17 protein-coding genes are annotated in these 16,344 nt (G+C 32.4%); 12 read left to right on the plus strand and 5 right to left on the minus strand.

The window, feature by feature from the left end:
* Positions 1-12: 12 nt before the first annotated feature.
* From panB to Q0891_RS05925, 3 genes are all read right to left on the minus strand, one after another.
* Positions 13-831 (minus strand): 3-methyl-2-oxobutanoate hydroxymethyltransferase, encoded by an 819-nt coding sequence (gene panB, locus Q0891_RS05915; RefSeq protein WP_299099714.1) that lies wholly within the window; start codon positions 829-831, stop codon positions 13-15.
* Positions 832-964: 133 nt separating this feature from the next.
* Entirely contained in the window at positions 965-2,389 is a 1,425-nt protein-coding gene (locus tag Q0891_RS05920; protein ID WP_299099716.1) for an L-serine ammonia-lyase, read from the minus strand.
* 202 nt (positions 2,390-2,591) lie between these two features.
* Positions 2,592-3,086: a dihydrolipoamide dehydrogenase gene (locus tag Q0891_RS05925; RefSeq protein ID WP_299099718.1), complete on the minus strand. Its 495-nt coding sequence runs from the start codon at positions 3,084-3,086 to the stop codon at positions 2,592-2,594.
* 194 nt (positions 3,087-3,280) lie between these two features.
* On the opposite strand from Q0891_RS05925, the gene dnaK reads away from it, so the two are divergent.
* From dnaK to Q0891_RS05950, 5 genes are all read left to right on the plus strand, one after another.
* Complete coding sequence (gene dnaK, locus Q0891_RS05930; protein ID WP_299099720.1) at positions 3,281-5,182, plus strand: molecular chaperone DnaK; 1,902 nt, start codon at positions 3,281-3,283, stop codon at positions 5,180-5,182.
* A 293-nt stretch (positions 5,183-5,475) separates the two neighbouring features.
* On the plus strand, positions 5,476-6,705 hold the full coding sequence (locus Q0891_RS05935) for a class I SAM-dependent rRNA methyltransferase (RefSeq protein WP_299099722.1): 1,230 nt from the start codon (positions 5,476-5,478) through the stop codon (positions 6,703-6,705).
* A 60-nt stretch (positions 6,706-6,765) separates the two neighbouring features.
* Entirely contained in the window at positions 6,766-7,293 is a 528-nt protein-coding gene (locus tag Q0891_RS05940; RefSeq protein WP_299099724.1) for a hypothetical protein, read from the plus strand.
* Positions 7,294-7,434: 141 nt separating this feature from the next.
* Positions 7,435-8,382: a nitronate monooxygenase gene (locus Q0891_RS05945; RefSeq protein WP_299099726.1), complete on the plus strand. Its 948-nt coding sequence runs from the start codon at positions 7,435-7,437 to the stop codon at positions 8,380-8,382.
* 3 nt (positions 8,383-8,385) lie between these two features.
* Positions 8,386-9,009, plus strand: coding sequence for a YiiX/YebB-like N1pC/P60 family cysteine hydrolase (locus Q0891_RS05950; RefSeq protein WP_299099728.1), 624 nt, complete (start codon positions 8,386-8,388; stop codon positions 9,007-9,009).
* 3 nt (positions 9,010-9,012) lie between these two features.
* Here Q0891_RS05950 and Q0891_RS05955 read toward each other — a convergent pair whose 3' ends face one another.
* Positions 9,013-9,387, minus strand: coding sequence for a hypothetical protein (locus Q0891_RS05955; RefSeq protein ID WP_299099730.1), 375 nt, complete (start codon positions 9,385-9,387; stop codon positions 9,013-9,015).
* A 272-nt stretch (positions 9,388-9,659) separates the two neighbouring features.
* Here Q0891_RS05955 and Q0891_RS05960 point away from each other — a divergent pair, with 272 nt between their 5' ends.
* The 4 genes from Q0891_RS05960 to Q0891_RS05975 all read left to right on the plus strand — a co-directional run bounded on the left by Q0891_RS05960 (position 9,660) and on the right by Q0891_RS05975 (position 12,165).
* Positions 9,660-10,007: a YciI family protein gene (locus Q0891_RS05960; RefSeq protein ID WP_299099732.1), complete on the plus strand. Its 348-nt coding sequence runs from the start codon at positions 9,660-9,662 to the stop codon at positions 10,005-10,007.
* A complete protein-coding gene (locus tag Q0891_RS05965; RefSeq protein ID WP_299099734.1) occupies positions 10,007-11,248 on the plus strand; it encodes a sigma-70 family RNA polymerase sigma factor in 1,242 nt (413 codons plus the stop codon). The genes Q0891_RS05960 and Q0891_RS05965 overlap by 1 nt, the downstream gene beginning before the upstream one ends.
* 95 nt (positions 11,249-11,343) lie before the next feature.
* Positions 11,344-11,709: a glyoxalase gene (locus tag Q0891_RS05970; RefSeq protein ID WP_299099736.1), complete on the plus strand. Its 366-nt coding sequence runs from the start codon at positions 11,344-11,346 to the stop codon at positions 11,707-11,709.
* 135 nt (positions 11,710-11,844) lie between these two features.
* Positions 11,845-12,165, plus strand: a complete 321-nt coding sequence (locus Q0891_RS05975; protein WP_299099738.1) for a YtxH domain-containing protein — start codon at positions 11,845-11,847, stop codon at positions 12,163-12,165.
* A 114-nt stretch (positions 12,166-12,279) separates the two neighbouring features.
* On the opposite strand, the gene Q0891_RS05980 is transcribed toward Q0891_RS05975, so the two are convergent.
* Positions 12,280-12,918 (minus strand): esterase, encoded by a 639-nt coding sequence (locus Q0891_RS05980; RefSeq protein ID WP_299099740.1) that lies wholly within the window; start codon positions 12,916-12,918, stop codon positions 12,280-12,282.
* A 47-nt stretch (positions 12,919-12,965) separates the two neighbouring features.
* Between Q0891_RS05980 and Q0891_RS05985 the strand changes: the two genes are divergently transcribed.
* The 3 genes from Q0891_RS05985 (at position 12,966) to menD (ending at position 16,337) form a co-directional block, all read left to right on the plus strand.
* Complete coding sequence (locus tag Q0891_RS05985) at positions 12,966-13,388, plus strand: hotdog fold thioesterase (protein WP_299099742.1); 423 nt, start codon at positions 12,966-12,968, stop codon at positions 13,386-13,388.
* A 7-nt stretch (positions 13,389-13,395) separates the two neighbouring features.
* The gene (locus tag Q0891_RS05990; RefSeq protein WP_299099744.1) at positions 13,396-14,514 is read left to right on the plus strand and encodes a chorismate-binding protein; all 1,119 of its coding nucleotides are present in this window, start codon (positions 13,396-13,398) and stop codon (positions 14,512-14,514) included.
* Between the two features lie 62 nt (positions 14,515-14,576).
* Complete coding sequence (gene menD / locus Q0891_RS05995; RefSeq protein WP_299099745.1) at positions 14,577-16,337, plus strand: 2-succinyl-5-enolpyruvyl-6-hydroxy-3-cyclohexene-1-carboxylic-acid synthase; 1,761 nt, start codon at positions 14,577-14,579, stop codon at positions 16,335-16,337.
* The last annotated feature ends 7 nt before the right edge of the window (positions 16,338-16,344 follow it).

The following is a 16,344-nucleotide window of genomic DNA, read 5'->3' on the forward strand; positions in this document are numbered from 1 at the left end:
GCTTACTGCTTACTAGTACTGCTCCTTCTCATTAGGAAAATCACTACTTTTTACATCAGTTGCATATTGAGAAATTGCTGTTGTCATTTCTTCATACAAATTCATGTATCGTCTTAAAAAGCGAGGATTAAATTCATGTGTCATACCCAACATATCATGTAAAACCAAAACTTGCCCATCAACACCATTACCAGCACCAATGCCTATTACAGGAATAGAAACACTCTCAGCAACTTCTTTAGCTAATTTTGCAGGAATCTTTTCTAATACAATCCCAAAACAGCCTGCTTTTTCTAACATTAAAGCATCTTCCTTTAATTGCTGTGCTTCTTGTTCTTCTTTAGCTCTTACAGTATAAGTTCCAAATTTATAAATGGATTGAGGTGTTAGTCCTAAATGTCCCATAACTGGAATTCCTGCATTTAAAATCCGTTTAATGGATTCTTTCACTTCTTTACCACCTTCCATTTTTACAGCATGTCCTCCTGATTCTTTCATTATTCTAATCGCAGAACGTAAAGCCTCTTTGGGATCACTTTGGTAGCTACCAAAAGGTAAATCAACAACTACTAAACTTCTATCAATTGCTCTTACAACAGAAGACGCATGGTAAATCATTTGATCTAACGTAATTGGCAAGGTTGTTTCATGGCCAGCCATGACATTACTTGCAGAATCACCAACCAAAATAACATCAATACCAGCACCATCAACGATTTTTGCCATGGTATAATCGTAAGCCGTAAGCATAGATATTTTTTCGCCTTTAGACTTCATATCTATCAAGGTTTTTACGGTAATTCTTTTATATTCTTTTTTTGCTGTAGACATTATTGTTTTTATTAGTTGAATGTAAAAATAAAGAGATTTTTATATTTAGCTTTAAACTTAAGAGGATTTATTGAGTTGCAGAATCAAAGATGAATATACAGGACGTTGTAAAACTTAAAAGGTGTAAGTTAAATTAGCAGTCTGCCAAATGTACTCCAATAGCCAAACCGCCTTCAGAAGTTTCCTTATACTTTGTATTCATGTCCTTTGCAGTTTCCCACATGGTATTAACCACTTTATCTAATGGTACTTTTACGTTTTTAGGATCCGTATCTAAGGCTAATTCTGCTGCATTTATGGCTTTTATAGCTCCCATAGAGTTTCGTTCTATACAAGGAATTTGTACTAAACCACCAATTGGGTCGCAAGTTAATCCTAAATGATGTTCCATAGCAATTTCTGCAGCAACAAGGACTTGTTCTGGAGTTCCGCCTAATAATTCGGTTAATGCGCCTGCTGCCATCGCAGAAGATACACCAATTTCTGCTTGACAGCCACCCATTGCAGCACTAATTGTTGCTCCTTTTTTAAAGATACTGCCAATTTCGCCAGCAACTAACAAGAATTTTTTAATGTGTTCAAAATCTGCGTCATGGTTTTCAATAACCATATAATACATTAATACAGCCGGAATTACACCAGCACTTCCATTTGTTGGTGCAGTAACAACTCTACCTAAAGATGCATTAACTTCATTTACGGCTAAAGCAAAACAACTTACCCATTTTAGGATTTGTCTAAACTTTACCTCAGTTGTCCTAATGGTTTTTAGCCATTCTTCGGGATTGTCATATTTATTTTCGCCAATGAGATTTTTGTGCATATCAAAAGCACGTCGTCTTACATTAAGTCCACCAGGTAAATTACCTTCGGTGTGGCAACCAGTATACATACATTCTAGCATCGTATTCCAAATACGTTTTAACTCAAAATCTATTGATGATTCTGCTCTAATAGACTTTTCATTTTCTAGTACAACACCAGAAATAGGTTGTTTTAACTGATCACAAAATTTTAATAGCTCTTCGCCATAAGAAATAGGATAAGGAAATGTGCAATAGAAAATTATTTTATTGGCTTTAGATATTTTTCGTTCCTCTTGAACTACAAAACCGCCACCAATAGAGTAGTAAGTAGATTTATAGTTTCTGCCATTGATTGTAGCTGTGAACACTAATCCGTTAGAATGAAATGGTAAAAATTTTCTATTAAAATTTATATGAGCTTTAAAATCAAAAGGAATATCTCTTTCGTTATTAAAATGTAGAATGTTTTTCGTCTTTACATTTTCAATAATAGTAGTGATGTTTTCAACAGGCATTCGTTCTGGGTCAGCACCAGTTAAACCTAAAATAACAGCAAAGTCTGTGGCATGTCCTTTTCCTGTTAAGGATAAAGAACCGTAAAGATCTACCTTAATGTTTTCAACTTTATCAAAACGTTTTTTATCTTTTAATTCTTTTATCCAACGTTCTGCAGCACGCCAAGGTCCTAAGGTATGTGAACTCGAAGGGCCAACGCCAATTTTTAGCATGTCAAAAACTGAAATACATTCCATCAAAAAGTAGCTTTAATTTATGTGGACAAATATACATTTTGTTGTTTTATACAAGGTTGAATTTAAAAAAATAAAGAGGCTAACTAAAAAGGTGTAAAATTTGTCATTCTGAATTTATTTCAGAATCTGAAATGAGTTCAAATAAACAAGAAAAACACTTTTTTAGGTAGCCTCTTATAAAATTAGTTTAAAATTTTAATAGCTATTCTACAAATTCCATAACAGCATCGTAGTCATTAATATCTAAATTACTGCTATTTACAAAATCCACAGGTAATACCACAACTCTAAACGTTTGATTAAGGCGTTCATCATCTAATAATAAATTAAAATCGAAAGTAGGATGTGACTCAATGAAAATTGTTACGAAATCAAAATTATGTTCAAAGTTATATTGAAATTCTTCTCCTGCGTTGATATAAACAGTTTCAGGTAATGCTTTCCAAACATCATAACCGTCGACTTGACCTCTTAGATGATACACTAAAACCATATCAGATTCGTACAAGTCAATATCTAATGGAATTTCAATAGTTTCTTGATAACTGTTATTAAATGTAAAGTCTATAGTTCTTTCAAAAGATTGTCCTGTAATGTTTACACCATCATAACCATCAAAGCCTGGAGGTCCTTGCTCGCCTGCACAAGAAGTTAGTAATAATGCAAATACTGTAATAATAGATAATATATGTCTCATAATGTTTAGGTTTTTCAATTAGGTATCAATATTAATACCAAAGTTGAGTTTAATTTAGAAAAAAGATTTAAATCCTTTATGACATCATGTCATATTTTTTGTCATGGCATAATCATTGAATAATACTAATCGAGTTTAAAAATTAATAACACGATACTTTTCGCGAAAGCGGAAAACAAATAACAAATATAATTATGAGTAAGATTATTGGAATTGATTTAGGTACAACCAACTCTTGTGTTTCTGTAATGGAAGGTAATGAGCCAGTTGTAATCCCAAACGCTGAAGGTAAGAGAACAACACCTTCAGTTATCGCTTTCGTAGAAGGTGGTGAAATTAAAGTAGGAGATCCTGCAAAAAGACAAGCGGTTACTAACCCAACAAAAACAGTTTATTCTATTAAACGTTTTATGGGTAACAAGTATTCTGAGTCTAAAAAAGAAGCAGAACGTGTACCATACACAGTGGTAAAAGGTGACAACGATACACCAAGAGTAGATATCGATGGTCGTTTATATACACCTCAAGAATTATCAGCTATGATTCTTCAAAAAATGAAGAAAACTGCTGAAGATTATTTAGGTCAAGATGTGTCTGAAGCTGTAATTACAGTACCAGCATATTTTAATGATGCACAAAGACAAGCAACAAAAGAAGCTGGTGAGATTGCAGGTTTAAAAGTTCGTAGAATTATCAACGAACCAACAGCTGCAGCATTAGCTTACGGAATGGATAAAAAAGGTACTGACCAAAAAATCGTAGTATTTGATTTTGGTGGAGGAACACATGATGTTTCTATCCTAGAATTAGGTGATGGTGTTTTTGAAGTATTGTCTACAGATGGAGATACACACTTAGGTGGTGATGATGTTGATCAACGTATTATCGATTGGTTAGCTGAAGAGTTTATTGCAGACGAAAACATGGACTTACGTAAAGACCCAATGGCTTTACAACGTTTAAAAGAAGCTGCAGAAAAAGCAAAGATTGAATTATCATCTTCTGCTCAAACTGAAATTAACTTACCTTACGTTACAGCTACAGCTAGTGGACCAAAGCACTTGGTACGTACATTGTCTCGTTCTAAATTTGAACAATTAATTGATGATTTAATCAAGCGTACTATTGAGCCTTGCCAAACAGCTTTAAAAGCAGCAGGTTTATCAAAGTCAGATATTGATGAGGTAATTTTAGTTGGTGGTTCTACAAGAATACCAGCAGTACAAGAAGCTGTAGAAAAGTTCTTCGGAAAAGCACCAAGTAAAGGTGTAAATCCTGATGAGGTTGTTTCTTTAGGAGCAGGTATCCAAGGTGGTGTATTAACAGGTGATGTAAAAGACGTTCTTTTATTAGACGTAACACCATTATCTCTTGGTATTGAAACTATGGGTAACGTTAAGACTAACTTAATTGAAGCAAATACAACGATTCCTACTAAGAAATCGCAAGTATTCTCAACAGCAGCAGATAATCAGCCATCAGTAGAGATTCACGTATTACAAGGTGAGCGTCCTATGGCAGCAGATAATAAAACAATTGGCCGTTTCCACCTAGACGGAATTCCACCAGCAAGACGAGGAACACCTCAGATTGAAGTTATCTTTGATATTGATGCCAATGGTATCATTAAAGTATCTGCAGAAGATAAAGCTACAGGTAAGAAACAAGATATTAGAATTGAAGCTTCATCTGGATTAACAGAAGATGAAATTGCTAAAATGAAGCAAGAAGCAGAAGCAAATGCAGAAGCAGATGCAAAAGCAGCTGAAAGTGCTAAAAAACTGAATGAAGCAGATTCTATGATTTTTCAAACTGAAAGCCAGTTGAAAGAATTTGGTGATAAATTATCTGATGATAAAAAAGCACCAATTGAATCAGCTCTTGAAGAATTGAAAAAAGCATACGAAACAAAAGATATCGCAGTTATTGAGCCAGCTTTAGAGAAAATCAATGAGGCATGGAAAGTAGCAAGTGAAGAAATGTATAAAGCACAAGCAGAAGCGCAAGGTGGAGCTGCAGGCCCTGAAGCAGGAGCAGAGCAACCAGTTGACGAGTCTAACGATGTGGAAGATGTAGATTTCGAAGAAGTGAAATAATTTGTCATTCCTGCGAAGGCAGGAATCTCATAAAAATAATCTGTGTGGCATGGGTTCGAATCCGTATTCTCCACTGAAAATTTATAAAAGGGGAATTAGCTCAGTGGCCAGAGCAGCAGTGTGAAATTAGAAAACGCAATCATTAATTTGATTGCGTTTTTTTTGTTTTTTACATGTTTGTTATTTCTATGAAAGCAAAAATCCAATTTATATTTTCTTAATTGTCTAGATTCCTGCTTTTGCAATAATAACAGCAAGATTAGTTTTGTATTTTCGCAACATTACTTAGAGATATGCAATTCACAAAACAGATTAATTCAAAATATAACCCAAAACGCCTTGCTGTAAAGTTAAATGCTAAAGGTGAACAATTTGTGGTAAAAGGCCATCCATGGGTGTTTTCAAACAGTATTGTTAAGATTAATGACGATGCTAGAACAGGTGATTTAGCTATAATTTTTAGCAAGAATAAAAACAAGGTAGTTGGTTTAGGTTTGTTTGATGGAAATTCTCCAATTAGAATAAAAATTATTCATAATGCCGAAAAGAAAGTCACAATAAATGCAGACTTTTTCCATAGTAAGATCGCGTCAGCATATTATAAACGTGAAGAATTATTAAGCACTAACACCAATAGTTATCGATTAATATTTGGAGAGAACGATGGTTTCCCAGGATTAATAGCAGATGTGTACGATACTGTTTTAGTTGTAAAATTATACTCCGAAATTTGGTTGCCCTATTTAGAGCCAATTCTCAAAAGTTTGCAACAAATATCTATGGCAAAAACTATAGTTATGCGCTTAAGTAGAGGCTTACAAAATAGCGATCAGCACAATTTTGTAGATGGTGAAGTTATTTACGGAACCCTAAATAATGAGGTTGTTGAGTTTGTGGAGCATGATGTGAAATTTTCGGCAAATGTTATAAAAGGTCACAAGACAGGTTACTTTTTAGACCATAGAGCAAATAGAAAACGCGTCGGAGAGTTAAGCACAGGAAAATCTGTTTTAGATGTGTTTTCTTATGCTGGTGGTTTTTCAGTCCATGCGTTAGCAAATGGAGCAAAAGAAGTCACAAGTTTAGATATAAGTAAACAAGCCTTAGATATGGCACGCGCTAATGGCAAACTGAATGCGTATTCTGGTCAGCATAAAACGATTTCTGGTGACGCTTTTGAAGAAATGAAAGCATTAATTAACAAAGGAAAAACTTATGATGTTGTAGTTATTGATCCTCCGAGTTTTGCTAAACAACAATCTGAAATTGATTTAGCTAAGAAAAAATATGCTCAGTTAGTAGAACTAGGTGAGAAGCTTACGGCAAAAAAAGGTATTTTAGTTTTGGCATCTTGTTCTTCTAGAGTTTTAGCACAATCGTTTTTTGATTTAAATACCAGAGTTTTAAGTGCGCAGTACAGACTTTTTGAAACAGAACTAAAAACAAGGCATGATAGTGATCATCCTGTCACTTTTCCGGAAGGCGCTTATTTAAAATGTGGATATTATAGATTTTTAGAATAAAAAATTTTCTACTTCATAAGCATAAAGCTTAAATTAGTGCATTAACTTAAAACTGATATCATGAAAAAATTGAAATTTACCTTTATAATGTGTTTGTCAATTTTTATGATGTCATGTTCTTCAGATGACGATTCTAATAATACATTGAGTGAAGACTTTTTGTTAGGCACATGGATAGGAGTAGATTTAGAATATTCTGGCACAACGGAATTTGAATATTTAGGTATTCCTATAACTACACAATTTGTTGGAGACGCTTATGATATAGATTATTCTATTTCGTTTATGGACGACCCAAATGAATTTACTACAGATGGCACCTATAGTATTGAATTATCAACAACGGTTTTAGGTGAGACTCAAGTGGAGAATATTGAGGGCTTAATGTTTTTAAGCGATGGAAATTGGTCATTATCAGGTAATGAATTAACTATTGTTAACCAAGGTGTAGCATCAGTAGGTACTTTAACTATATTATCAAATGATCTGCTAGAACTTAATGTAGTAGAGATGCAAACGACTGTTCTCGATGGTATAGAATATGTGGTTACAGTAAATTCAGTTTCTACCTTTGAAAGGGAAGAATAAAACCTATTATTTATCAAGATTTTATGGATTGAATTATTTGAATAAGATTCATATTTCATTAAACTATTATGCGTGCATAATAAATTTAATTATATTTGTTAGCCAAAAATTAATAATATAAAGACTTTTTACCCTTAGATTATGCAAAGTAAACTCACAGAACTGCTAGGAATTACACATCCAATAATACAAGCTCCAATGTTTTTGGTTTCTAATGTTGCTATGGTGACAGAAGCGATGAAAGCAGGAATTGCAGGTTGTATACCAGCATTAAATTATAGAACTATTGATGAATTAAGAGCTGCTATAAAAGAATTAAAAGCAAATAAAGTAGAAGGAGGCGCTTTTGGCTTTAATTTAATTGTGAATAAGTCTAATGTTAAATACAAAGGTCAATTAGAAGCTATTTGCGAAGAAGGCTGTGATTTCATCATTACCTCTTTAGGAAGTCCTGAAGAAACCATAATTCAAGCACACGCAGTTGGTATTAAAGTATTTTGTGATGTTACCGATTTAAGATTTGCAAAAAAGGTAGAACAATTAGGTGCAGATGCAGCTATTGCCGTTAATAACGAAGCTGGTGGACACAGAGGTAATTTGTCTCCTGAAGAATTAACAAGCCTATTAAATAAAGAGTTATCAATACCTGTAATTTCGGCAGGAGGTGTAGGCTGTAAAGCAGACATTGATAAAATGATGAGTTATGGTGCAGAAGGAGTTTCTGTTGGTAGTCCGTTTATAGCTTCCGTTGAAGCAGGTGTTACTGATGAGTATAAACAAGCTTGTGTAGATTATGGCGAAAAGGATATTATAATGACAGAACGTATTTCTGGTACTCCTTGTACGGTGATAAATACACCTTATGTTCAAAAAATAGGTACTAAAGCAACATGGATAGAAAACCTATTAAATAAAAATAAGAGCCTTAAAAAATGGGTAAAAATGATTCGTTTTTCAATAGGCATGAAAGCTACAGAAAATGCGGCTAAAAAAGCAACCTATAAAACCGTTTGGGTTGCAGGACCAAGTATTGAGCATACAAAGGCTATTCTTCCGGTTAAGGCCATTGTAGATAAACTAATATCTTAAGTATTGAAAGTATTTGTTACTGTTTTAATCAGTGTTTTATGTTTATCCTGTACATTTAATACACTTCAAATAAAGACTGGAGATATTGTATTTAGAGGCAAAGTTAATAGTAATTTGTCTGAAGCTATAAACGACGTCACGCAAACCACTAAATCCACAAATTATACGCACATTGGCATTTGTAAGGTAATAGAAAATGAGGTTATTGTATATCATTCAGATTTAGGTAAAGGTGTTGTAAAAGAGTCCTTAGAGTTATTTAAAACATCTACTGATACTATAAACTATAACGTAGATTTATACAGAATAAACCCAATAGATATTAAGCAAATTGAAAAAGCGATCTCTACAGCAGATTCCTTACTCGGTCAGTCATACAATACCACATATATTTTAGAAGATGAAGGCTATTATTGCTCCGAATTTATTTATGAGCTATTCAAAACAGATTCTATATTTCAGTTAGAACCAATGACTTTTAAAAATTCTACAACTAACGAATTTCACGATGGTTGGGTTGAGCACTATGAAAATTTAGGTATAGATATACCAGAGGGTAAGCTAGGTTGCAATCCTAATGGTATGGCTAATAGCGATAAAATATTTTTTATCAGAAAAATTCAGTAAACGCTAATTAAGTACTAACTCTTCAAGTTTTTCTTCTTCAACATCTTTCTGTTTATTTTTCTTTTTTCTGGTAAATAAGTTGAAGGTGTAACTCGCAACAAAGCCACCTGCAGCTGTAGCTATAGCTTCTCCTGTGTCAAACTTTCCACTAATAATATAGCCGTCATAAATTTCTTTAGATAAGCCTGCTAATGTAGAAAGTCCTAAACTATACCAAAATGCTTTTTTAGAATTTTTAGTTTTAGAATAGATCACTGCATAAGTAGATGCGGCAATACCAGCACCAATAGTAAAATGCAATTGATCATCATTAGACATTGTTTGCGCATTGCTAGAATTAAAAATGAATAAGATAAAAATGGCTAATAAAAATTTCATGATTGGGGTTTTGAGTCGTGAAATGTATTATTAATGCTAAGAAGTAAAAATTTTTTCCGATTGGATAAGGTTTTTTACGACGAACAACCAAATTTTTAATCAGAAATAATAAATACATTGATTTCTCCATGAATTTAAGAAATTAGGAATAGCTTCAATATCAATTATTTGGTTAATTTTAAAGCATGATTTAAATATTTTTTTTAAAAATTGTCCCTTTTTATGTTTTGGTAAACGTCTTAAGGATATAAATAATTAAATTCTAAAAAATTATGAAAGATTTTATGATGATTTTCGTTGGCAAAGAATACGTAGATTTAGGCTTGTCGCCAGACGAACTGCAAGCGCGAATGGAAAAATGGTTTGCTTGGGGAGCAAAAATGGAAAAAGCAGGAATATTGAAAGGTGGCGAAGCCTTAACACCTCAAATTAGACGTGTAACGGGTAAAAATAGAACAGTAACAGATTTAACCTCTACAGAAGTAAAAGAAATTGTTGGCGGTTTTTATTTGATTAAAGCAAAAGACTTTGATGCTGTACAAGAAATTGCACAAGATTTCCCAGACTACGATTTAGGAAATACTGTAGAAATACGTGAAATTATGGTATTTGACCAATAATGGAAACTAAAGATATAGACCATCTGTTTCGCCATCACAGTGGAAAGATGGTCTCTGTTTTAACACGAATTTTTGGATTGCAACATCTAGATATCATTGAGGATGCAGTACAAGACACTTTTATAAAAGCCAGTTTAACGTGGCGAAAGCAACAACCAGATTATCCTGAAGCTTGGTTAACTAAAGCGGCTAAAAATAGAGTTTTAGATATCTTTAGAACTTTAAAATCTCAAAAAAATAATCTCCCAAACATTTCGCAAGGAACAGATGCAATTGCCATTAATGAGTTGTTTTTAGATTCTGAAATAGAAGATGCACAACTTAGAATGATTTTTACTGCGTGTCATCCCAAATTAGATCCACGTGATAGAATTTCATTTGCCTTAAAAACAGTTTCGGGTTTTAGTATTAAGGAGATTGCTTCGGCATTATTAACGAAAGAAGAAACAATCAAAAAGCGTTTAGTACGCGCTCGAAAAGTCATAAAAAAGGCCAAATTAAAATTTAATATACCACAAGGAAAAGACTTATCGGAACGTTTAGAAAGTGTTTTAGAAGTCTTATATCTAATATTTAATGAGGGATTTCATTCTAATAATAAAACGCAATTAATTAGAACAGATTTATGCACAGAAGCTATGCGCTTATGTCAACTACTGCTAAAACGAAAGCAAACCCAATTGCCAGAATGCTATGCTTTATTTGCCTTAATGTGTTTTCATTCTGCAAGATTAGAAACTAAAATGAGTTTGGATAATGCAGTTTTAGATTTAAAACAACAAGATAGAAGCTTATGGCATTTTCCGTTAATTCAACTTGGTAATTCCATGATGTATAAGGCCGTTGAAACGGATGAGTTTTCTTGTTATCATTACGAGGCAGCAATCGCAGCAGAACATTTAAAAGCTAAAACTTTTGAGGCCACAGATTGGAGTAAAATTTTAAAATGGTACAACGCTTTATATCTTTTGCAACCTATGCCATCACATTTGCTTACTATGGCTGTTATTTGCATGCAGACTGAAGATTATAAAATGGCTAATACCTACTTCAATCAAATACAAGCTTCAGATTTGGAGCAACGTGCCTATTTATTTTATGCGGCGAAAGCAGATTATTATGCTCAAAATGATAATTTTTCTGAAGCAATTCTGCAAATTGATTTAGCGTTAAAATTGGTTAACAATAATTTGGAAAAGGCCTATTTAGAAAAGAAAAAAGAGTTGTGGTTACAAAATTAAAGGGAAGGTAAAGTATATTAAATATTACAGCTTATGAATATTTAAAATTAAACTTCAAGGAATTCGCTAATTTTATACTTTAAACAAAAACCAATATGAAACTAAAACCAAAATCCATAAGACCATTTATAGGCTCTAAACATTTTAATGTCTCAAGACAATTTTATAGAGATTTAGGTTTTGAAGAGTTTGTAATTTCTCATAATATGTCTGTTTTCACTAAAGAAAAATTTGCCTTCTATTTGCAAGATGCATATGTAAAAGATTGGATTGATAATACCATGATTTTTCTTGAAGTAGATAATGTAAAAGAACATTTAGAAAATTTGAAGCAATTAGGATTAGTCAATAAATATGAAAATGTTAGGTGTTCTGAGGTTGTAAATAATGATTGGGGAAATGAGTTTTTTCTTCATGATCCATCTGGAATTCTTTGGCACTTTGGAGAGTTTAATTCCTAAATAATTAGGTTTTTCAATCTTATAATAATAACTTATATCTATCATAAATCCTTGGCATTAAATTTGTTTGTAACAAAACAGTAAGTTCTGCGACGTATAAAGTAGAACACAAGTTTAATTAAAGAAAAAAAAGTTATGATTAATAAAGGAGTAGTAGTTTTAGGTGTATTGTTAGGAGCAGCAGCAGGCGTTTTATTAGCGCCAGAAAAAGGAAGTGTTACACGAGATAAACTAAAAAAAGAAGGTAAGGATATTAAAAATCAATTATCTAGCGACTTAACTGAAGTAAAAGAAGATCTTTCTGAAGCTGTAGCGTCTGGTAAAGAAAAATTTAAACAAGATATGGAAGATTTTGCTTCTAAATCGAGTTACAAAACCGAACAAGCGATTACGTTTATAGAAAAGCAATTGGCTATTTTAAAGGAAAAGAATAAAACCTTACAAAAAACGAGTTAATCCTTTTGTAATATACAAAAACGTCATTTAGTATAAATTTTACTTCCAATAGCTTTTGAAATAGAATTTTGCAAAATGACGTCTTTTATTTAGTACTCGTTTTTATAAAATAAATTAAACTAATGTATTAATTATTTCAACATTGACCACATGTTTTCCTTCAAAAGGGATAACTTTTAATCGTTTACCAAATAAAGATTGAGCGCGTTCAGATTCTAACTGAATTCTGTTGTCATCTAAATATTCATCTTCAGTACCATAAATGAGTTTTACTTCGGTGCTGTCATTTAAATACTTAAAATCTTCATTGGTTAACTCTATTGGTATTCCACCAGAATGTATAACTAGCTGATGGCATTGCAATTCTTTTTTTGATAAATAGCGTAACGCAACACTCACACCTTGTGAATAACCCAAAACAATTAAATTTACATTGTTAGGTATGTTTTCAGATTCCAAAACCGAATCAAAATAATTAATAATAGTTTCCATACCACTTTTAGTTTCATCCCTCGTCAACCAATTAGCACCAACATGCATCTTAGGTTGAATATAAAACTTACTTGGAGCCTGAGGTGCAATTATATAATTTTCTTCTGCATTTAGGCCTTTAAAATATTTAAGAAAATAGCGACTTAGATAACCCATACCATGGCAAACAAACCATACGTTTTTTGTCTCTCTAGTAAGCGAATTTAAAGTGGAATAGGAGTTGGTGGTTTTATATGAAACTTCTTTCTCTATTGATCTCATTTTTGACTTAGTATTCTTTATCTTTGAGGATAAATTTACTCATTTATATGCAATTATCTAAAGAAGAAATTATAGCTAAGGCCAATGCGATTAGTAAAAATACATTAATGGAAACCTTAAGTATTGAAATTGTAGATTTTAGTGATGATTATCTAATTGCCAGAATGCCTGTAACTCCAAAAGTGCATCAGCCAGATGGTATTTTACATGGAGGTGCTGTGGCAGCTTTAGCCGAAAGTGTTGGCGGTTATGCAACTTATATTTTTTTAAATAATGAAGAGTTTTTTATACGTGGATTAGAAATTACAGCCAATCATGTAAAGAGTGTAAGCGAAGGTTATGTCTATGCCAAAGCAACTTTTATGCATAAAGGAAGAACAACACAATTATTAGATATTAGAGTAACAGATGAAGCCGATAATTTAATTTCAATTTGTCGCTTGTCTACCATTTCACTTCCAAAAAAATAAGAAACCAATGACCGAAGATTCATTTTTTGAAGCTTTACAAATTCATTATTCTAAGCACTTGCCTTTTGTTGTTTACAGCAAACCAACAGATAATGACATAAAATGTTGGTTGCAGCAAGACGCAACTTTAAATACATCAGATTCATTTTTAGAAAGTGGCTTTTTATTTTCGCCATTTAATGCTTCGGAAGATAATATTTTATTCGCTTCAGATGCTTGTGAGTTTATAGAAATTAGTGTTTCTTCCTTAAACGGAGAAGTTATAGAACCTGCTGAAATTAGTGCTGAAGTTAAAGATAAAATTCAGCATATAGACTTGATAACAAACGGAATTAAGCATATAAATGAAGATTGTTTACAGAAAGTCGTTTTATCGAGGTGTCAAACTAAATTACTCCAAGATAAAAGCCCGTTTTCTATTTTTAAAAGACTTTTTAATAAGTATAAAAATGCTATGGTTTATTGCTGGTATCATCCTAAAGTAGGCTTATGGCTTGGAGCAACACCAGAGTTATTATTAAAAGTTGAAGGAAAACGTTTAACTACGATTTCATTAGCTGGTACACAACCTTACAGACGAATAGCAAAGCCAATGTGGTCGCATAAAGAATATGAAGAACAACAAATTGTAACGGATTATATTACTAAACAGTTAGAGCCTTTTACCAAGCAAATTAATGTCACAGATGTTGAGACTGTTAAAGCAGGAAGCTTATTACATCTTAAAACAAAAGTTACAAGTTTAATCAATGATACATCTCAATTAAATGACATTTTAAAAGCATTACATCCAACACCTGCAGTCTGCGGTTTTCCAAAAGTCGATGCTAAAGAATTTATTCTTCAGAATGAAAATTATAAGCGTAGTTATTATACTGGTTTTTTAGGTGAACTAAACTTAAAACAAACGACAACACGCAATACAAACAGACGCAATGTAGAAAACAATGCCTACGCTGTAGTGAAATCTACTAGTACGTTTTACGTGAATTTACGTTGTATGCAATTAATGGATAATTTAGCACATATTTATGTAGGAGGTGGTATAACAAAAGACTCTAATCCAGAAAATGAATGGGAAGAAACAGTTAATAAAACAAGCACTATTGGGTCAGTTTTATATTAATAAAGGTTAATTTCAAAAAACAAATGTAAATCTCGAATATTAAAATTGAGAGCAAAGATTTTATGATATATTCAAAAATTCCATTAGCGCAAACTGTAGTCACGCTATGTAAAACGCATAACATAAAGCATATTGTGATTTCTCCTGGTAGTAGAAATGCACCATTAAATATCGGGTTTACACATGATGATTTTTTTGAGTGTTACAGCATTGTAGATGAGCGATGTGCTGCATTTTTTGCCTTAGGCATTGCGCAACAGATACAAGAACCAGTTGCTGTAGTTTGCACATCAGGTAGTGCGCTTTTAAACTATTATCCTGCAATTGCAGAAGCGTATTATAGCAATATTCCTTTAGTTGTATTATCTGCAGACAGGCCAAAACACTTAATAGATATTGGAGACGGCCAAACCATAAAACAGAAAAATGTTTTTGGAGAACATGTATTATATAGTTCCAATTTAAAATTAGATATAAAAGATTCTGAAAACATTAGTCAAGAGAGTGAATTGCCAATTTTTAAAAATCTTGAAAATAAACTCGAACGTTTCCTAGGTTTGCAAAAGGACATTCAAACTTATAATGAATCTGAAATACATGATGCCTTAACAATTTCAAAATTGAATTTAGGACCTGTTCATATTAATATTCCTTTTGATGAGCCTTTATATGAAACCACAGAGGAATTATTGATAAATCCTAAACCTTTTAAAATTCAGAATAGGTTAGATAAGGTTGATGCCTTTGAAATAAAGAGTTTGTTAGATACTTGGCATAGTGCTAAGCGAAAAATGATTTTGGTAGGTGTGTTGCAACCCAATTATATTGAGGCAAAATGGCTTCAAGAAATTGCAGATGATGATAGCATCATTGTATTCACAGAATCTACGTCTAATTTGCATCACAAAGATTTTTTTCCAGGCATTGATAAAATAATCGCGCCTTTTGATGATGACGATTTTAGAGCGTTACAACCCGATTTATTGTTAACATTTGGAGGTTTAATCGTTTCAAAAAAAATCAAAGCATTTCTGAGAACCTATAAGCCAAGTCATCATTGGCATGTTGGGTTAACTAAAGCAAATGATACATTTTTTTGTTTAGAGAAACATATTAAACTGAAGCCAAATACCTTTTTAGAAGCCTTTTTATCACAAGTAACGCATCATACAAAGAGTACATACAAGACTACATGGTTAGCCGTAAGAGAAAAAAGAAGAAAACTACATAAGGATTATCTTCAAACAATAACTTTTTCCGATTTTACAGTGTTTAATAAGATCTTAAAAAGTATACCTAAAAATACGATTTTGCAAGTGAGTAATAGTTCTGCTATTCGTTATGTACAATTATTTAGATTTCCAAATAGCATCGAAGTCTTTTGTAATAGAGGTACTAGTGGTATTGATGGTAGTACAAGTACTGCTTTGGGTACAGCTGTTGCCAGTGAAAAGCAAACTACTTTAATAACAGGAGATTTAAGCTTCTTTTATGATAGTAATGCACTATGGAACAATTATATACCTGATAATTTTAGAATAATAATTATAAATAATAAAGGTGGTGGCATTTTTAGAATTCTGCCAGGAAATAAGAATACAGAAAAATTTGACACTTATTTTGAAACCAAGCATCATTTAACTGCAAAACAATTGTGTGACATGTATGGTTTTGAATATAGTGAAGCAAAAAATGAAGAGGAATTAACAGCTAAATTGAGCACTTTTAACGATATATCAAAACAGCCAAAATTGCTAGAAATATTTACACCTTCAAGGATTAACGATGAAATCTTATTAAATTATTTTAAGTTTATTAAATAAATTTAGA

Source organism: uncultured Winogradskyella sp. (assembly GCF_947498005.1).
GTDB lineage: Bacteria > Bacteroidota > Bacteroidia > Flavobacteriales > Flavobacteriaceae > Winogradskyella.

Bases quoted from the DNA above. Each gene is read 5' to 3' on its own strand.
- panB (WP_299099714.1), bottom strand. From the start codon at position 831: ATGTCTACAGCAAAAAAAGAATATAAAAGAATTACCGTAAAAACCTTG.
- Q0891_RS05920 (WP_299099716.1), bottom strand. From the start codon at position 2,389: ATGGAATGTATTTCAGTTTTTGACATGCTAAAAATTGGCGTTGGCCCT.
- Q0891_RS05925 (WP_299099718.1), bottom strand. From the start codon at position 3,086: ATGAGACATATATTATCTATTATTACAGTATTTGCATTATTACTAACT.
- dnaK (WP_299099720.1), top strand. From the start codon at position 3,281: ATGAGTAAGATTATTGGAATTGATTTAGGTACAACCAACTCTTGTGTT.
- Q0891_RS05935 (WP_299099722.1), top strand. From the start codon at position 5,476: ATGCAATTCACAAAACAGATTAATTCAAAATATAACCCAAAACGCCTT.
- Q0891_RS05940 (WP_299099724.1), top strand. From the start codon at position 6,766: ATGAAAAAATTGAAATTTACCTTTATAATGTGTTTGTCAATTTTTATG.
- Q0891_RS05945 (WP_299099726.1), top strand. From the start codon at position 7,435: ATGCAAAGTAAACTCACAGAACTGCTAGGAATTACACATCCAATAATA.
- Q0891_RS05955 (WP_299099730.1), bottom strand. From the start codon at position 9,387: ATGAAATTTTTATTAGCCATTTTTATCTTATTCATTTTTAATTCTAGC.
- Q0891_RS05960 (WP_299099732.1), top strand. From the start codon at position 9,660: ATGAAAGATTTTATGATGATTTTCGTTGGCAAAGAATACGTAGATTTA.
- Q0891_RS05965 (WP_299099734.1), top strand. From the start codon at position 10,007: ATGGAAACTAAAGATATAGACCATCTGTTTCGCCATCACAGTGGAAAG.
- Q0891_RS05970 (WP_299099736.1), top strand. From the start codon at position 11,344: ATGAAACTAAAACCAAAATCCATAAGACCATTTATAGGCTCTAAACAT.
- Q0891_RS05975 (WP_299099738.1), top strand. From the start codon at position 11,845: ATGATTAATAAAGGAGTAGTAGTTTTAGGTGTATTGTTAGGAGCAGCA.
- Q0891_RS05980 (WP_299099740.1), bottom strand. From the start codon at position 12,918: ATGAGATCAATAGAGAAAGAAGTTTCATATAAAACCACCAACTCCTAT.
- Q0891_RS05985 (WP_299099742.1), top strand. From the start codon at position 12,966: ATGCAATTATCTAAAGAAGAAATTATAGCTAAGGCCAATGCGATTAGT.
- Q0891_RS05990 (WP_299099744.1), top strand. From the start codon at position 13,396: ATGACCGAAGATTCATTTTTTGAAGCTTTACAAATTCATTATTCTAAG.
- menD (WP_299099745.1), top strand. From the start codon at position 14,577: ATGATATATTCAAAAATTCCATTAGCGCAAACTGTAGTCACGCTATGT.